At 72.7% G+C, this 14459-nt stretch carries 14 protein-coding genes; 8 read left to right on the forward strand and 6 right to left on the reverse strand.

Annotation, left to right across the window (positions count from 1 at the left end):
• Positions 1-4: 4 nt before the first annotated feature.
• Positions 5-262 (reverse strand): GlsB/YeaQ/YmgE family stress response membrane protein, encoded by a 258-nt coding sequence (locus tag FRZ03_RS36100; RefSeq protein ID WP_146469285.1) that lies wholly within the window; start codon positions 260-262, stop codon positions 5-7.
• A 219-nt stretch (positions 263-481) separates the two neighbouring features.
• Between FRZ03_RS36100 and FRZ03_RS36105 the strand changes: the two genes are divergently transcribed.
• The gene (locus FRZ03_RS36105; protein ID WP_146469286.1) at positions 482-1966 is read left to right on the forward strand and encodes a M6 family metallopeptidase; all 1485 of its coding nucleotides are present in this window, start codon (positions 482-484) and stop codon (positions 1964-1966) included.
• A 46-nt stretch (positions 1967-2012) separates the two neighbouring features.
• Here the strand turns inward: FRZ03_RS36105 and FRZ03_RS36110 are convergent, their stop codons facing one another.
• Positions 2013-4754, reverse strand: coding sequence for a glycoside hydrolase family 2 protein (locus FRZ03_RS36110; protein WP_146469287.1), 2742 nt, complete (start codon positions 4752-4754; stop codon positions 2013-2015).
• A 186-nt stretch (positions 4755-4940) separates the two neighbouring features.
• Between FRZ03_RS36110 and FRZ03_RS36115 the strand changes: the two genes are divergently transcribed.
• Both FRZ03_RS36115 and FRZ03_RS36120 read left to right on the forward strand, forming a co-directional pair.
• Positions 4941-6377, forward strand: a complete 1437-nt coding sequence (locus tag FRZ03_RS36115; protein WP_146469288.1) for an APC family permease — start codon at positions 4941-4943, stop codon at positions 6375-6377.
• A gap of 78 nt (positions 6378-6455) precedes the next feature.
• Positions 6456-6986: a GNAT family N-acetyltransferase gene (locus FRZ03_RS36120; RefSeq protein WP_146469289.1), complete on the forward strand. Its 531-nt coding sequence runs from the start codon at positions 6456-6458 to the stop codon at positions 6984-6986.
• 125 nt (positions 6987-7111) lie between these two features.
• Here the strand turns inward: FRZ03_RS36120 and FRZ03_RS36125 are convergent, their stop codons facing one another.
• Positions 7112-7549 (reverse strand): SPW repeat protein, encoded by a 438-nt coding sequence (locus FRZ03_RS36125; protein ID WP_146469290.1) that lies wholly within the window; start codon positions 7547-7549, stop codon positions 7112-7114.
• A gap of 188 nt (positions 7550-7737) precedes the next feature.
• Here FRZ03_RS36125 and FRZ03_RS36130 point away from each other — a divergent pair, with 188 nt between their 5' ends.
• From FRZ03_RS36130 to FRZ03_RS36145, 4 genes are all read left to right on the forward strand, one after another.
• Entirely contained in the window at positions 7738-8646 is a 909-nt protein-coding gene (locus FRZ03_RS36130; protein WP_146469291.1) for an aldo/keto reductase, read from the forward strand.
• A gap of 176 nt (positions 8647-8822) precedes the next feature.
• A complete protein-coding gene (locus FRZ03_RS36135; protein WP_146469292.1) occupies positions 8823-9203 on the forward strand; it encodes a BlaI/MecI/CopY family transcriptional regulator in 381 nt (126 codons plus the stop codon).
• Positions 9200-10126: a M48 family metalloprotease gene (locus FRZ03_RS36140; protein ID WP_146469293.1), complete on the forward strand. Its 927-nt coding sequence runs from the start codon at positions 9200-9202 to the stop codon at positions 10124-10126. Before FRZ03_RS36135 ends, FRZ03_RS36140 begins: the two co-directional genes overlap by 4 nt.
• Positions 10127-10290: 164 nt before the next feature.
• A complete protein-coding gene (locus FRZ03_RS36145; protein WP_146469294.1) occupies positions 10291-11361 on the forward strand; it encodes an adenosine deaminase in 1071 nt (356 codons plus the stop codon).
• On the opposite strand, the gene FRZ03_RS36150 is transcribed toward FRZ03_RS36145, so the two are convergent.
• Both FRZ03_RS36150 and FRZ03_RS36155 read right to left on the reverse strand, forming a co-directional pair.
• Positions 11343-11858, reverse strand: a complete 516-nt coding sequence (locus FRZ03_RS36150) for a mycothiol transferase (protein WP_146469295.1) — start codon at positions 11856-11858, stop codon at positions 11343-11345. The genes FRZ03_RS36145 and FRZ03_RS36150 overlap by 19 nt on opposite strands.
• 43 nt (positions 11859-11901) lie before the next feature.
• A complete protein-coding gene (locus FRZ03_RS36155) occupies positions 11902-12804 on the reverse strand; it encodes a LysR family transcriptional regulator (protein ID WP_146469296.1) in 903 nt (300 codons plus the stop codon).
• 109 nt (positions 12805-12913) lie between these two features.
• Between FRZ03_RS36155 and mgrA the strand changes: the two genes are divergently transcribed.
• Entirely contained in the window at positions 12914-13906 is a 993-nt protein-coding gene (mgrA, locus tag FRZ03_RS36160) for an L-glyceraldehyde 3-phosphate reductase (protein WP_146469297.1), read from the forward strand.
• Positions 13907-14017: 111 nt separating this feature from the next.
• Here the strand turns inward: mgrA and FRZ03_RS36165 are convergent, their stop codons facing one another.
• Complete coding sequence (locus tag FRZ03_RS36165) at positions 14018-14401, reverse strand: nuclear transport factor 2 family protein (RefSeq protein ID WP_146469298.1); 384 nt, start codon at positions 14399-14401, stop codon at positions 14018-14020.
• Positions 14402-14459 lie beyond the last annotated feature (58 nt).

The following is a 14459-nucleotide window of genomic DNA, read 5'->3' on the forward strand; positions in this document are numbered from 1 at the left end:
GCGGTCAGCGGCGCGCCCGGTCGAGTGCGCTCACCCCCACCGCCGCCAGGGCGATCTGGATGAGCCACTCGATCCAGTCCGGCCCCCTGGTGTCCGCGACCCCGATCCCGGCGGCGATCGCCGAGCCCACCAGCGCGGCCACGATGCCGACGACGATGGTCCACAGAATCCCGATGTGCTGCCGCCCCGGCACGACGAGCCGGCCCAGCACACCGATGATCAACCCGATGACAATGGCGCTGATGAGGCCTGATATCTCCATCTTTACCCCTCCGAACGGCATACCCCTCGCTGGTGAAGGTGCCCGCTGGGGGCGCGGCCACGCCGGGCCGGTTTATTGCCTGGACTTTCTGTTCACCGCCGCTTCATGCCATGTACCTTTCAAGCCGTCGACGCGTGTAGAACCCTCGAACCCCGTTCTACGCGCGCAGATTCGCGCCGCAACTCCTCTTCCCCACACCCCACAACGGAGGTTCGCCGGATGCTCGGATCCAGGAGATCCCGACGCAGACTCACCACCGCGCTCGCCGGCTTCGGCCTGCTCCTGACCGGAGCCGCCGTCCAGGCCGGTGCGAGCACCCCCGCCCGGGCGGCGACCGCGACCACCCATCGCGTCCTGTTCGACAACGCCCACGCCGAGACGGCCGGCAACGCCGACTGGGTCATCTCCACCAGTCAGCCCGACCCGCTCGCCCAGAACCCCTCTCCGTCGGCCGAGACGGACTGGACCGGAGCCCTGTCCTCCTGGGGCGTGGCATTGCAGAAGACCGGCGGCTACAGCCTGAAGACGCTGCCGTCCGGCCAGAGCCTGAGCTACGGCGGCTCGTCCGCGCTGGACCTGTCCAACTTCGACACCCTGGTCCTGCCGGAGCCCAACACGCTGTTCACGGCCGCCGAGAAGACGGCGATCATGAACTTCGTGAAGAACGGCGGCGGCCTGTTCATGATCTCCGACCACACCGGCGCCGACCGCAACAACGACGGCGCCGACGCGGTCAAGATCCTCAACGATCTGATGACGAACAACAGCGTCGACTCCTCCGACCCGTTCGGCTTCTCGATCGACGCCCTCGACATCAGCTCCGGCTACCCGGCCGCCATCAGCGACAGCACCGACCCGGTGCTGAACGGCTCCTTCGGCAAGGTCACCAAGAGCCTGATCGCCGACGGGACGACCGCCACCCTCAAGCCCGCCGACAACTCCTCCGTCAAGGGCCTGGTCTACCGCAGCGGTTACTCGGGCAACACCGGGGCGTTCTTCCTGACCAGCACCTTCGGCAGCGGCCGCGTCGCCTTCTGGGGTGACAGCTCCCCGATCGACGACGGCACCGGCAGCCCCGGCAACACCCTGTACGACGGCTGGAACGACTCCGGCGCCACCAACGCGCCCCTCGCCCTCAACGCCACCGCGTGGCTGGCCGGGGCCGGCGGCACCAGCGGCGGTGGCACCGGCGGTGGCGGCACGGGCGGCGGTGGCACGGGCGGCGGTGGCACCTGCACCGCGGGCCAGCTCCTGGGCAACAACGGCTTCGAGTCCGGCAACACCGCCTGGAGCGCGTCCAGCGGCGTCATCACCAACTCCACCAGCGAGTCGCCGCGTTCGGGCTCGTACTACGCCTGGCTCGACGGCTACGGCACCGCCACCACCGACACGCTCTCCCAGACGGTGACGATCCCGGCCGGCTGCACCTCGGCCAAGCTGAGCTTCTATCTGCACGTCGACACGGCCGAGACCGCCGCCACCGCCTACGACACCCTCAAGGCCCAGGTGCTCAACGGCTCCGGCACGGTCCTCGGCACCCTGGCGACGTACTCGAACCTGGACGCCGCCTCCGGCTACACCCAGCGCAGCTTCGACCTCAGCGGCTACGCCGGGCAGACCGTCACCCTGAAGTTCACCGGCACCGAGGGCTCCAAGTACCAGACCTCGTTCGTCCTGGACGACACCGCGCTCGACGTCGCCTGAGCCGAGGAACGCGCAGGGGGTGGGCCCGGCGGGGCCCACCCCCTCGTCATGCCGCCGGCACGGTCCGCTCCGGGGTGTTCCAGCCGGAGACCCGCACCCGGGGGGCCGCGCCGTGCAGATCGGCGGTCCGGTAGACGGCGGTCAGCGTCACCGACTCGCCCGGCCACAGCCCGACCTCGTTGTCCGACCAGCGCACCGGCAGCACCGGCGCCCCGCGCCCGTCCACCAGGTGCACATCCGTCAGCAGCGACGGCGTCGCCCCGTCCGAGGTGTTCCGCAGTGTCACGGTCGTGGTCGACACACCGCCCGCGGACCGGGTGCCGGCCGTCACCGCCACCGGGACCCGGGCCATCGACTCCAGGCCGGTGAGGTCGGCGTGGCCGGTCGTCGGCGTGTACCACCAGGTGGTGTGCTCCCAGTCGAGGACGTCGGGCCGGGTGGAGAGCCAGTACACGTTCCGGCTCACCTCCCGGCCGTCCGCGCCGGTCAGCACCAGCCGCAGCAGATACGTCCGGGCCAGCCCGGGGACCGACTCCGGCAGGGTCAGCGCGGTGGTGTGGGCCCCGTCCCCGGCCACCGACAGCTCGTCGGCCCTGCCGTCGTAGCGCAGGGTGCCGTCGGGGTCGAAGAGCGTGGCCCGCGCGGTGAGACCGTGGACGGCCGCGTGCCGGTTGTTCACCACCGCCACCGACCGGTCGTCGTAGGAATACTGGATGTGCAGCGGCTCGTTGGCCTTCTTCGCGCCGAAGTAGGCGCCGCCCTGGTCGAGGTAGCGGTCGGTGAGCTGCCAGTGCAGGGACGTCCAGCCGCTGTTGAACATCCAGTGCACGACCCCGGTGGCGGGCGCGTCGGGGGCCGTCGCGTTGCGGCCGTACGCCTCGAACTGGGCGCGGACGTTCTCGTACTGGGCCAGCTGCGCCTTGCGCACGTAGTCGGCGAGGCCGGCGGGGGAGCCGTAGCGGGCGGCGAGGGCCTCGTCGTACAGCGCCAGCGTGCCGAAGGTGGCGGAGGGCGAGCGGTGGTACTGCTTCGCCTTCGGGTCCTTCCAGAGGCTGTCGAGTTCGGCCGGGGTGAGCATCCGGCGCAGGGTGTCCAGGGTGGGGATGCTCGGGCCCGCGCTGGTCTCGGAGTTGAAGCCGGTGGCGCCGCCCTCCCGCTCGGCGTACCAGTAGCCGGGCGGCACCCAGTCGTAGGGGCCGGTCATCTTCATGCCCGAACGGCCCAGCCGCGGCGAGGACTTGTCGGACGCGGCGGGGATCACCGGGAGGTTCCAGTCGGCGTCCCGCAGGGCGTCCAGGTAGTTCTTCTCGATCCTGGCGTCGGGCGCGAAGTCGCTGCCGATCAGGAAGGACAGCACGCTCGGGTGGTCGCGCAGCCGGGCGGCCTCGGCGGCCATCGACGCCTTCGCCACCGGATAGTCGCCCGGGGACCACTTCTCCCCGTTCTCCGTGCCGTTGACCTGTCCCTCCCACTTGTCGCAGCACTCCCAGCCGGGCAGGGTCAGCACGCCGTACCGGTCGGCCAGCGCGAAGAACTCGTCCGGTTCCAGGTGCCCCTCCAGGCGCAGGGTGTTGAGACCGAGGTCGACGGCGTACCGCAGCCGGTCCTCGGCGTAGCCCGCGTCCCAGCGCAGGAACTCGTCCGGTGACCAGCCGCCGCCCTTGACCAGCAGCGGGCGCCCGTTGATCCGGTACTGGCGGGCCCCTGCGGCGTTCAGCGGCGCCCGGACGTCCCGGATGCCGAAGGTCTCGCGCGCGGTGTCCGAGGGCGTACCGGACACGCTCGCGGTGAGGTCGAGGGAGTACAGCGGCTGCCCGCCCATCCCGGCCGGCCACCACACCCTCGGCGCGGTGAGGCGCAGCCCGGGCACGTCGGCGGGGGAGAAGACGACGGTCCTCGTCTCGTGCGCGGCGAGCCGTACGGTCGTGCGCAGTCGCGCCCCGGCGGCCCGGCCGGTGACCTCGGCGGTGACCGGCGCGCCGGTGTCGTTGCGCACCTTCGCCCGCACGGTCAGGTCGGCGGTGGCCAGGGACGGCACGGCCAGCCTGGTGACCACGTGCGCGTCGCGCAGCGCGACCGGGCCGCCCCGGCGCACCAGTACGTCGCGGACGATGCCCATGTTCCGGTCCGGCGGCGGCTGGAGCCAGTCGAGCCACCCCATGGTCAGGTCCTTGCTCGGCTCGTTGGGCCGGATCCGGAAGGCGACCGCGTTGCGGCCTTCCCGGACCAGCTCGGTCACGTCCAGCTCGTGCCGGGTGTACGCGCCGGTCACCTGCGCGGCGCCGGCCACCCGGTGGCCGTTGACGTAGACGTCGGCGGCCGAGACGACCCCGCTGAAGTCGAGGAAGGTGCGCCGGCCGGTGTCGCGCACGACGAAGTCGGCGCGGTACCACCAGGGCACCTCGAAGTCGGCCTTCGGGACCTTCGCCAGGTTGGTGGAGCGGAAGGGGTCCGGGTACTTCCCGGCGGCGAGCAGCGCGGCCAGCACGGTGGAGCGCGGGCCCGCCGGGTACCAGCCCCGCGCCGGGTAGCCGGGGGAGGAGACGGCCACCGGGGAGTCGTCCGTGCGCGCCGTGGACTGGATGGCGTATCCGGCGAGCGGGGTGGCGGTGCCGGCGGCCGAGGCCACCTCGGTGGTCCGGGCCGGGGCCATCGGCGCCGCGACCGGCCGCAGCGAGGGCCCGGAGGAGCGGGGGTCCACCCAGGCGCCGGTGGCGAGGGAGCCGAGCAGGGCGAGGAGGCCGGTGGCCGCGGCGAGCCTCAGGCCGGGGGCGGGGCGAGGGAACACAGACGGTCTCCAGGCTCGCAAAGTTAGGAAACTTTACTAACCGGGCTTAAGCTAGGCGGCCCCCCGGGCACTGTCAACGACCGTCGCCCCGGCGCCCGCTGAACATCCGTCACCTTCCTTCTCCCGGCGCCACGATTCTCGTAAGGTCCCCTACCCGACGCCTCCCCGACGGTCCCAGGAGTCCTCATGTCCGGTAGTCCGCCGCCCCCGGGCGGCTTCGTGCGACGGGTCGGGCTGTTCCAGGCCACGGCCATCAACATGAGCCAGATGTGCGGCATCGGCCCCTTCGTCACCATCCCGCTGATGGTCGCCGCGTTCGGCGGCCCGCAGGCGGTCGTCGGCTTCGTCGCGGGCGCCGTGCTGGCGCTGTGCGACGGGCTGGTCTGGGCCGAGCTGGGCGCCGCGATGCCCGGCTCCGGCGGCAGTTACGTCTATCTGCGCCAGGCCTTCCAGTACCGCACCGGCCGGCTGATGCCGTTCCTGTTCGTGTGGACGGCGATGCTCTTCATCCCGCTGATCATGTCCACCGGCGTGGTCGGCTTCGTCCAGTACCTCGGCTACCTCGCCCCCGGCCTCGGCCGGACGGCGGGCGATCTGGTCGGGCTGGGCGTCATCGCCCTGGTGGTGCTCCTGCTGTGGCGCGGCATCGAGCACATCGCGCGGATCACCGCCGTGATGTGGACCGTGATGATCGCCTCGGTGGTCCTGGTGATCGCCGCCGCCGCCTCGGACTTCAGCCCGCACCTCGCCTTCGCCTACCCGGCGCACGCCTTCGACCTGACCGGCGGCGCCTTCTGGACCGGGTTCGCCGCGGGCCTGACCATCGGTGTCTACGACTACCTCGGCTACAACACCACCGCCTACATGGGCGCCGAGATCAAGGACCCCGGCCGGGTGCTGCCGCGCTCCATCGTCTTCTCGATCCTCGGCATCATGGCGATCTACCTGCTGCTCCAGATCGGCACGCTCGGCGTCGTCGACTGGCACCGCATGACCGACCCGCACGACGTCGCCGCCACCTCCGTGGCCTCGGCGGTGCTGGAGAAGACCTGGGGCCGGGGGGCCGCCGACACGGTCACGGTGCTCATCCTGATCACCGCGTTCGCCTCGGTGTTCACGGGCCTGCTGGGCGGCTCCCGGGTGCCGTACGACGCCGCGCGCGACCGGGTCTTCTTCCGGCCGTACGAGCGGCTGCACCCCCGGCACCGCTTCCCGACGCTGGGCCTGGCGACCATGGGCGTGTTCACCGCGGTCGGCTTCCTGATCGGCCGGCACACCGATCTCGCCACCCTGATCCAGCTGCTCACCACCGTGATGGTGATCGTCCAGGCGCTGGCCCAGATCATCGCGCTGACGGTGCTGCGCGCCCGGCAGCCGGCCCTGCACCGGCCGTACCGGATGTGGCTCTACCCCCTGCCCGGTCTCGTGGCCTTCTCCGGCTGGTGCGTGATCTACGGCTACGCCGACCGCAACTCCCCGGGCCGCCACCCCGTCGAGTGGTCCCTGGCCTGGCTCGTCCTCGGGTGCGCGGCCTTCCTGGTGTGGGCCAGGCTGGAGCGGGTGTGGCCGTTCGGGGCGAAGGAGATCGGCGAGGAGTTCCTGGCGGAGGCGGAGCCGGTCTGAGGCTCGATGCGCTAAGATCCATGCTCTGCGTGAAAGCCTCCCCGGCACGGACGAAGTCCGCCGGGGAGGCTTTCGTTCATGACCGATGACCTGATCCGCACCACGGGCGACGACACGCACGTGCGCGTCCGCCCCGCGACCATCGAGGACCGGCCCGCCGTCGAGCGGCTGTGGCTGATGTTCCGCCACGACCTGTCCGAGTTCCAGGGCACCCTGCCCGCCGCCGACGGCACGTTCCGCAGCGAGCGCGTCGACGCCGCCTTCTCCGCGCCCGGCTGGGCGCCCTACCTGCTGACCCGCGGCGACCGCGCCGCCGGGTTCGCCTTCGTACGTGGGCTCGACGGCCCCGTGCGGGTGCTCAACAGCTTCTTCGTGGTGCGCGGGGCGCGGCGCGCCGGGGTCGGGCTGCGGGCGGCGCGGGAGGTGCTGCGACGGCATCCCGGGCGCTGGGAGATCGCCTTCCAGGAGGACAACCCGGGCGCGGTCGCCTTCTGGCACCGCCTTGCCGAGGACCTCGCCCCGGGCGGCTGGACCCGCGAGGCCCGGCCGGTGCCGGGTCGCCCGGAGCTGCCGCCGGACCTGTGGATCTCCCTGACCGTGGGGTCCTGAGCGGACAGGCGGGAGGGCCGGTCCGCACGGGCGCACCGGCCCTCCGTCCTTCTTCCTTCCTTGCGCTTCTTCCCTTGCTCGACGATCTCTCCTTCCTCGTGCTTTCCCTTGTGCTTCCTTCCCCGCTAGGGCTTGGGGGTGCTCTTCGCCGCCGTGGCGGCGCACACGAGTCCGAGGGCGAGCGTCAGTGCTCCGATGACGACGTTGTTGATGATCACGCCCGTGTCCGGGGCGGTGCCCACGATCCAGGGCGCGATGATCATCCAGATGCCCAGCGCGCACATGGCCCAGCTCAGGCCGTACATCCGCTCAGGGGCCCTGGTGAAGCCGAGTGCCAGCAGTCCGATGGCGATGCCCATGATCAGGTTGTGGGTCATGAGCGCCGGCTGGCTGGCGGTGTAGTGCACGATCCAGGGGGATGCCGCGCAGTACAGGCCGAGCAGGAACACCGGCCCGTCCACGAGCGCCACATCACGACCGCCCAGCATGCGGGCGTAGCGTTCCCGCATCTCGCCGACGTCGGGGTGGGTCGACATGTCGCCCCGGTGCGAGACGTTGGCCATGACTCTCGTCTCCTTCGGCTGTGCAGACCGGACCTCTTCCACCGCGTCGTTCGAAGAGCGCGGCAGTACCCATTTTGCTCTTATCGGCGGCTTATGTGTAGAGGGGGTCGATTGTCATGTACGGGGGTTGCCCGGCAAGGCGGTTCACCGGTCCCGCCGCCGCGGGCGGCTGTGGCACACTCCGCCGAATGATCTTCGAAACAGTCACCGCGCAGGCCTCCGGCAGCTTCCGGATGGGCGATCTGACCGTGCGCCGCATCGGCCTCGGGGCCATGCGGCTCACCGGCAGCGCCGCATTCCACCTGGGCACGCCCAGCGACCGGGAGCGCTCGATCACCGTGCTGCGCCGGGCCGTCGAGCTCGGCGTGAACCACATCGACACCGCCGCCTTCTACTTCTCCGCCCGCCGCTCCGCCAACGAGCTGATCAACACGGCCCTCGCCCCGTACGCCGACGACCTGGTGATCGCCGCCAAGGTGGGCCCCTTCCGCGACTGGTCCGGCGAGTGGGGCACCTCCGCGCGCCCCGACCAGCTGCGCGCCCACGTCGAGGAGAACCTGCGCCAGCTCGGCCGCGACCACCTCGACCTGGTCTATCTGCGCCGGATGCGCCAGGAGTCCATCGCCGAGCACTTCGGCGCCCTGGCCGAACTGCGCGCGGCGGGGCTGATCCGGCACCTCGGCATCTCGTCCGTCGCGCCCCGGCACCTGACCGAGGCGCTGGGCATAGCACCGGTGGTCGCCGTGCAGAACCGGTACGGCCTCGGCACCCGCGACCCCGAGACCGACGAGCTGCTGCGGATGTGCGGCGAGCGGGGCATCGCCTTCGTGCCGTACTACGCCATGGCCGGCAAGGGCGCCGAGGCCGGTGCCGTGGAGCCCGGCCCGGACGACGAGACGCGGGCCGTGGCCCGCGCGCACGGGGCGAGCCCCGCCCAGGTCCAGCTCGCCTGGACCCTCCAGCGGGGCTCGCACGTCCTCGCCATCCCGGGCACCGGAAACCCCGACCACCTCGTCGAGAACATCGCCGCCGGCGCCCTGCGCCTCACCCCCGGCGAACTGAGCCGTCTCGAGGCGGGAACGGCGCCTCGGGCGTAGGGGTCCCGCGGCGCCGGACCGGCGCCGCGCGCCGCACGGCCGGGCTCCGGCTCGCGGTGATCGGCCGGGACCGCCGCGTCCGCCCGCGGGACCTCACGGGGTATCGCGCGCTCGTATGACTACCATCGTGTAGACGGTCCGCACACGGACGAGGAGGATGGGGTGAGAACGTATCCATGACCGACGGCAAGGACGAACGCCGGCCGGCCGGTGAACTGGAGGCGGGCGTACTGGCCGCGCTCTGGGCCGCCGGCGGGCCCCGCACCCCCGGACAGGTCCAGGCCGGCCTGGGCGCGGACCTGGCCCGCACGACGGTCACGACGATCCTCAGCAGGCTGTACGACAAGGGCGTCGTCGAGCGGCAGCGCAAGGGCCGGGGCTATGTGTACTACCCGGTCCAGGAGGTCCAGGACGCCCATGGCCTGACCGCCCGCCGGATGCACAGCGAGCTGGACCGGGACAGCGACCGGGAGACCGTGCTCGCCCGCTTCGTCGCGCAGCTCAGCCCGGCCGACGAGCGCATCCTGCGGGACCTGCTGGAATCCGACGGCCCATGACCGCCCTGCTTCTGCTGCCCCTGCTGCTGCCCTGCGTCCTGCCGGCGCTGGCCCGGCGGGCGCTGGCCCGGCTCGTCCCGGCCGCCGCGCTGTGGGCGGTCACCGGCTGCGCGGTCGCGCTCGCGGGCTGCTCGCTCGCCGCGCTCGGCGCCTTCGTGCTGATCGGGCTGCTCAAGCTGCCCCTCTTCGCCGCGTTCGGCGAGCTGACCCACCCGCTGCACACCGCCCCGGCGCTGATCGTCGTACCGGCGGCCGCCACCTCCGTCGGCGTCCTCGCGGTCTGCTCCTGGACCCTCGTGCGGTCGGTGCTGCGCCAGAGCCGCGCCTTCCGGGCCGCCCGCACCGCGGCCGGCCGCGGCCCCGCCGCCGGTGACCTGTGCGTGGTGGACTCGCCCCGCCCCGACGCCTACGCCCTGCCCGGCCGTCCGCACCGCATCGTCGTCACCACCGCGATGCTGCGCAGCCTCGACGGCGCCGAGCGCGAGGCGCTGTTCGCGCACGAGCGCGCCCACAACGAGGGCGGCCACCACTACTTCCTCGCCGCCGCCGAACTCGCCGCGCACTGCCACCCGGCCCTGCGCCCGGTCCGCGAGACCATCCGGCTCGCCGTCGAGCGCGCCGCCGACGAGGCCGCGGCCGCCTCGGTGGGCGACCGGCGGCTGACCGCCCGGGCCATCGCCCGTGCCGCGCTCGCCGGCCACGCGGCCGGCACCCCGCGCCCCGACTTCGCCGCCGCCGCGACCGCGGGGCCCGTGCCCCAGCGCGTCCAGGCCCTCCTGGGCACCCCTCGGGCGCCCCGCGCCGGACGTGCCGTCGCCGCCCTGCTCATCGCCTGCACGGCGCTGTCCGGCGTGACCGCGGCCGCCGGGCTGGCGGACTTCCATCACCGGGTGGAGGTGGCGCAGGGCGAGACGGCGCCCTGACGCCCCGACGCACCGAGACCCCGGTCACCGCCCTGGGCAACGCGCGTAGACAAGGGAGTGGCGCCCGTGTCGTTTTACGTATAACCTCACCGGCTAACCACCCCTGTCGGCACCGTCGGCCGCCTTGATCGACCCCGGTACAACCCGCTGAGGAACGCCCTGCCATGACCGCCCCCCGCATCGACACCGACACCATCCGGCGCCTCCCCAAGGCCGTGCTGCACGACCACCTCGACGGCGGTCTGCGGCCCGCCACCGTCGTGGAACTCGCCGCCGAGGTGGGCCACCGGCTGCCCACCACCGACCCGGAGGAGCTGGCCGCCTGGTACGTCGAGGCCGCCGGCTCCGGTGACCTGGTGCGCTACATCGCCACCTTCGAGCACACCCTCGCCGTCATGCAGACCCGCGAGGGCCTGCTGCGCACCGCCGAGGAGTACGTGCTCGACCTCGCCGCCGACGGCGTGGTCTACGGCGAGGTGCGCTACGCACCCGAACTGAACACCCGCGGCGGGCTGACCCTCGCCGAGGTGGTCGAGGCGGTGCAGGAGGGCCTGGCCGCCGGCATGGCCAGGGCGGCGGCCGCCGGCACCCCGGTGCGGGTCGGCACGCTGCTGTGCGGCATGCGGATGTTCGACCGCGTCCGGGAGGCCGCCGACCTCGCCGTGGCCTACCGGGACGCCGGGGTCGTCGGCTTCGACATCGCCGGCGCCGAGGCCGGCTTCCCGCCCGCCGACCACCTGGCCGCCTTCGAACACCTGCGCCGCGAGAGCGTGCCGTTCACCATCCACGCCGGGGAGGCGTACGGGCTGCCCAGCATCCACCAGGCCGTCCAGGTGTGCGGTGCCCAGCGCATCGGGCACGGGGTGCGCCTGACCGAGGACATCGTGGACGGCAAGCTCGGCCGGCTCGCCTCCTGGGTGCGCGACCGCCGGATCGCCCTGGAGATGTGCCCCACCTCCAACCTCCAGACCGGCTGCGCCACGTCGATCGCCGAGCACCCCGTCACGGAGCTGAAGGACCTCGGCTTCCGGGTCACCCTGAACACCGACAACCGGCTGGTGTCGGGGACGACGATGACCCGGGAGATGGCGCTGCTGGTCGAGGAGGCCGGCTGGACGGCCGAGGACCTGCGCACCGTCACGGTGAACGCCGTCAAGAGCGCGTTCATCCCGTTCGACGAGCGCAAGGCCCTCATCGAGGACGTGATCCTGCCCGGTTACGCGCCCGTGCTCTGAACCAGCCCCTTGAGGTAGGCGGCCTGTCCGATGTGCTGGAGATCGTCGGACAGGACGCTCACCAGGCGCACGCCCAGGGTGACCGGCGGGTCCCAGCCCTCGTCCACCACGCGTTCGAGGTCCTTGGCGGCGAGGGAGCGCAGGGCGCCGAGCGTCTGTTCGTGCACGGCGTCGTAGTACCCGGTCAGCAGTTCGGCGCTGTCGACCCGCACCTTGGCGATCTTGGCGGGGGTGTGCCCGTAACCGGTGTCCTGCCGGGGCAGATCGAGGCCGAACCGTTTCTCCCAGCCCTGTTCGAGCCACACCTGGCCGAGCCCGAAGGCGTCGGCGACATGGTCGTCCTGCACCCGCGTGAGGTGCCAGACCAGCCAGGCGATCGTGTTGGCGCCGGGGGCCGGACGGTGATGCAGCTCGTCCGGCCCGAGGCCGTCGAGGGTGTCGTGGACTTCTTCCTGGATGCGGCCGTAGCCGTCGATGAGGATGTCCTTCGCATGCATACCGTCCACCATCACAGATCGGCGGCGCTCCCGCGTGCGGAATTCAGGACGGCCCGGGCGATGCCGGGCCCTCCGTCTCCAGCAGGGCGACCAGCGCGCGGGCGGCGGGGCTGGTGGAGCGCTCGGGCGGCAGCAGGGCCACCGTCTCGTACTCCGCCTCGCCCGAGCCCTTCAGCGGGAGCGCGCTGAGCGTGGGCCGCTTGTGCCGGAAGTGGCGGGGGACGACCGCGATCCCCAGGTTCTCGTCCACCAGGTCCAGCAGGCTGTGCACGTCGTTGACCTCCAGCGCGACCGTGCGCCGGACCCCGGCCGCGGCGAAGGCGGCGTCGGTGGCGCGGCGCGGGCCCCAGTCCGGGTGGAAGTCGACGAACACCTCACCGGCGAGGTCGTCCGGGGCGAGCAGCGCCCCGGCGGCGGCCAGCCGGTGGCTCGGATGGCACAGCACCGTCATCGGCTCACTGGTCAGCGACACCGAGCGCAGCTGGTCGCCGTCGGCCCGGGTGCGGTAGGCGAAGGCCAGGTCGAGGCGCCCGGCCGCGACCTCCTCGGCCAGCGCGCCCGAGCCCGCCTGGCGCAGCCGGATCTCCACGTCGGGGTGCCGGCCCCGGAAGGCCGCGAGCAGCCGGGCCACGTGCACCCCGGCGATGCACTGCTCGGTGCCCAGCGCCAGCGTGCCGCGCAGCACGCCCTGCACCGCGGCCACCGCCTCGTGCGCCGCGCGCACCTGCGCGAGCACCCGCTCGGCCTCCACCAGCAGCGCCCGCCCCGCCTCCGTCAGCGTCACTCGCCGGGTGGTGCGCACGAACAGCGGCGCCCGCAGCTCGCGCTCCAACGCCCGGATGGAGGCGGACAGGCCCGACTGGGACACCATCAGACGCTCGGCGGCCCGGGTGAAGTGCTGGTCCTCGGCGACCGCGACGAAGTGCTGGAGATGGCGCAGTTCCATGATTGAGCAGCCTAGTCGCTCAATTCCATCCGATTCTCCGGTTGGACCGCTGGCCGCCGTCCGGGGAATGCTGGGGTCCGTAGATCCGTGCCCATCCCCAGGAGTCGCGTTGTACACCGCATCCCCCGACCGTTACGCCGAGATGCCCTACCGGCGCACCGGGCGCAGCGGGCTGAAGCTTCCCGCGCTGTCGCTCGGCCTGTGGCACAACTTCGGCCCCGACCGTCCGGTGGAGACCCAACGGGCCATCCTGCGCCGGGCGTTCGACCTCGGCGTCACCCACTTCGACCTGGCCAACAACTACGGTCCGCCGCCCGGCGCCGCCGAGTCCGCGTTCGGCGCCGCCCTCGCCGCCGACCTCGCCCCCTACCGCGACGAACTGGTGATCTCCACCAAGGCCGGCTATCTGATGTGGCCGGGTCCGTACGGGGAGTTCGGCTCGCGCAAGTACCTGCTGGCCTCCCTGGACCAGAGCCTGAAGCGGATGGGCCTGGAGTACGTCGACATCTTCTACTCGCACCGCCCCGACCCGGAGACTCCGCTGGAGGAGACGATGGGCGCGCTGCACACGGCGGTCCAGCAGGGCAAGGCGCTCTACGTCGGCATCTCCAACTACTCCGCCGAGCAGACCCGGGAGGCCGCCCGCATCCTCGCCGGACTCGGCACCCCGCTCCTCATCCACCAGCCGCGCTACTCCCTGCTCGACCGGCGCCCCGAGGACGAGGGGCTGCTCGACGCCCTGGACGACCTCGGCACCGGCTCCATCGTCTACTCCCCGCTGGAGCAGGGCCTGCTCACCGGCCGCTACCTCGACGGCATCCCGGCGGGCTCCCGTGCCGCGGGCGACAGCCCCTTCCTCAAGCCGGAGGCGGTCACCGAGGACCTGCTCGGACGGCTGCGCGCGCTGGCGGAGATCGCCGCCGCCCGTGGTCAGAGCCTCGCCCAGCTGGCCCTGGCCTGGGTGCTGCGCGGCGGGAGGGTCACCTCCGCCCTGGTCGGCGCGAGCAGCCCCGAGCAGCTGGCGGACAGCGTGGGCGTGCTGCGCAACCTGGACTTCGACACCGAGGAACTCAAGCGGATCGACGCGATCGTACGGTCGTAGGACCGCTCCGCCGGCGCCTCGCCGCTCCCGCCGGGCCCTGGCGGCCCGAGGCTCCCACCGGGGCCCGGCTCCCTCCCCGCCTCGGGGTGCGGGAGCCGGGCCCCGGTGCCGTCACGCACCCGCCGGCACCCGGTCCAGGAAGCCCAGCACCTGCCGGATACGACCCTCGGCGTCCAGGGTGACCACGTCGAACCCGGCGACCGGCGCCGAGCCGTCGGCCTCGTTCACCAGCTCCCAGCCGAAGCGCGCGGTGTCGTGGTGCCCGTCCACCGCGCCGAGCGGGCGGAAGACGAACCCCGGGAACTGCTCGTGCGCGGCGGTGATCACGGCGGCGATGCCCTCGTGGCCGCGGACGTCGGCCAGCGGGTCGGTGTAGCCGCCGTCCGGGGTCCAGGCGGCGGCGACCGCCTTGCGCAGCGCCTCCGGCTCGGTGGCGTTCCAGGCCTCGAAGTAACGGGCGGCAGCGCTCTCGTAGCGGTCGGTGTTCTCGGACATGGTGAATCAGCCTCCGTCGAGGATCGTCTGTGCTGGTCGGACCCCGGATCGGGGTCTC

The organism is Streptomyces misionensis (genome assembly GCF_007896895.1).
In the GTDB taxonomy this organism is placed as follows: Bacteria; Actinomycetota; Actinomycetes; order Streptomycetales; family Streptomycetaceae; genus Streptomyces; species Streptomyces misionensis_A.

Coding starts and splice junctions, on each gene's coding strand:
- FRZ03_RS36145 (WP_146469294.1), top strand. CDS start 10,291: ATGACCGCCCCCCGCATCGACACCGACACCATCCGGCGCCTCCCCAAG.
- FRZ03_RS36135 (WP_146469292.1), top strand. CDS start 8,823: ATGACCGACGGCAAGGACGAACGCCGGCCGGCCGGTGAACTGGAGGCG.
- FRZ03_RS36125 (WP_146469290.1), bottom strand. CDS start 7,549: ATGGCCAACGTCTCGCACCGGGGCGACATGTCGACCCACCCCGACGTC.
- FRZ03_RS36130 (WP_146469291.1), top strand. CDS start 7,738: ATGATCTTCGAAACAGTCACCGCGCAGGCCTCCGGCAGCTTCCGGATG.
- FRZ03_RS36105 (WP_146469286.1), top strand. CDS start 482: ATGCTCGGATCCAGGAGATCCCGACGCAGACTCACCACCGCGCTCGCC.
- FRZ03_RS36115 (WP_146469288.1), top strand. CDS start 4,941: ATGTCCGGTAGTCCGCCGCCCCCGGGCGGCTTCGTGCGACGGGTCGGG.
- FRZ03_RS36120 (WP_146469289.1), top strand. CDS start 6,456: ATGACCGATGACCTGATCCGCACCACGGGCGACGACACGCACGTGCGC.
- FRZ03_RS36140 (WP_146469293.1), top strand. CDS start 9,200: ATGACCGCCCTGCTTCTGCTGCCCCTGCTGCTGCCCTGCGTCCTGCCG.
- FRZ03_RS36100 (WP_146469285.1), bottom strand. CDS start 262: ATGGAGATATCAGGCCTCATCAGCGCCATTGTCATCGGGTTGATCATC.
- FRZ03_RS36155 (WP_146469296.1), bottom strand. CDS start 12,804: ATGGAACTGCGCCATCTCCAGCACTTCGTCGCGGTCGCCGAGGACCAG.
- FRZ03_RS36150 (WP_146469295.1), bottom strand. CDS start 11,858: ATGCATGCGAAGGACATCCTCATCGACGGCTACGGCCGCATCCAGGAA.
- FRZ03_RS36165 (WP_146469298.1), bottom strand. CDS start 14,401: ATGTCCGAGAACACCGACCGCTACGAGAGCGCTGCCGCCCGTTACTTC.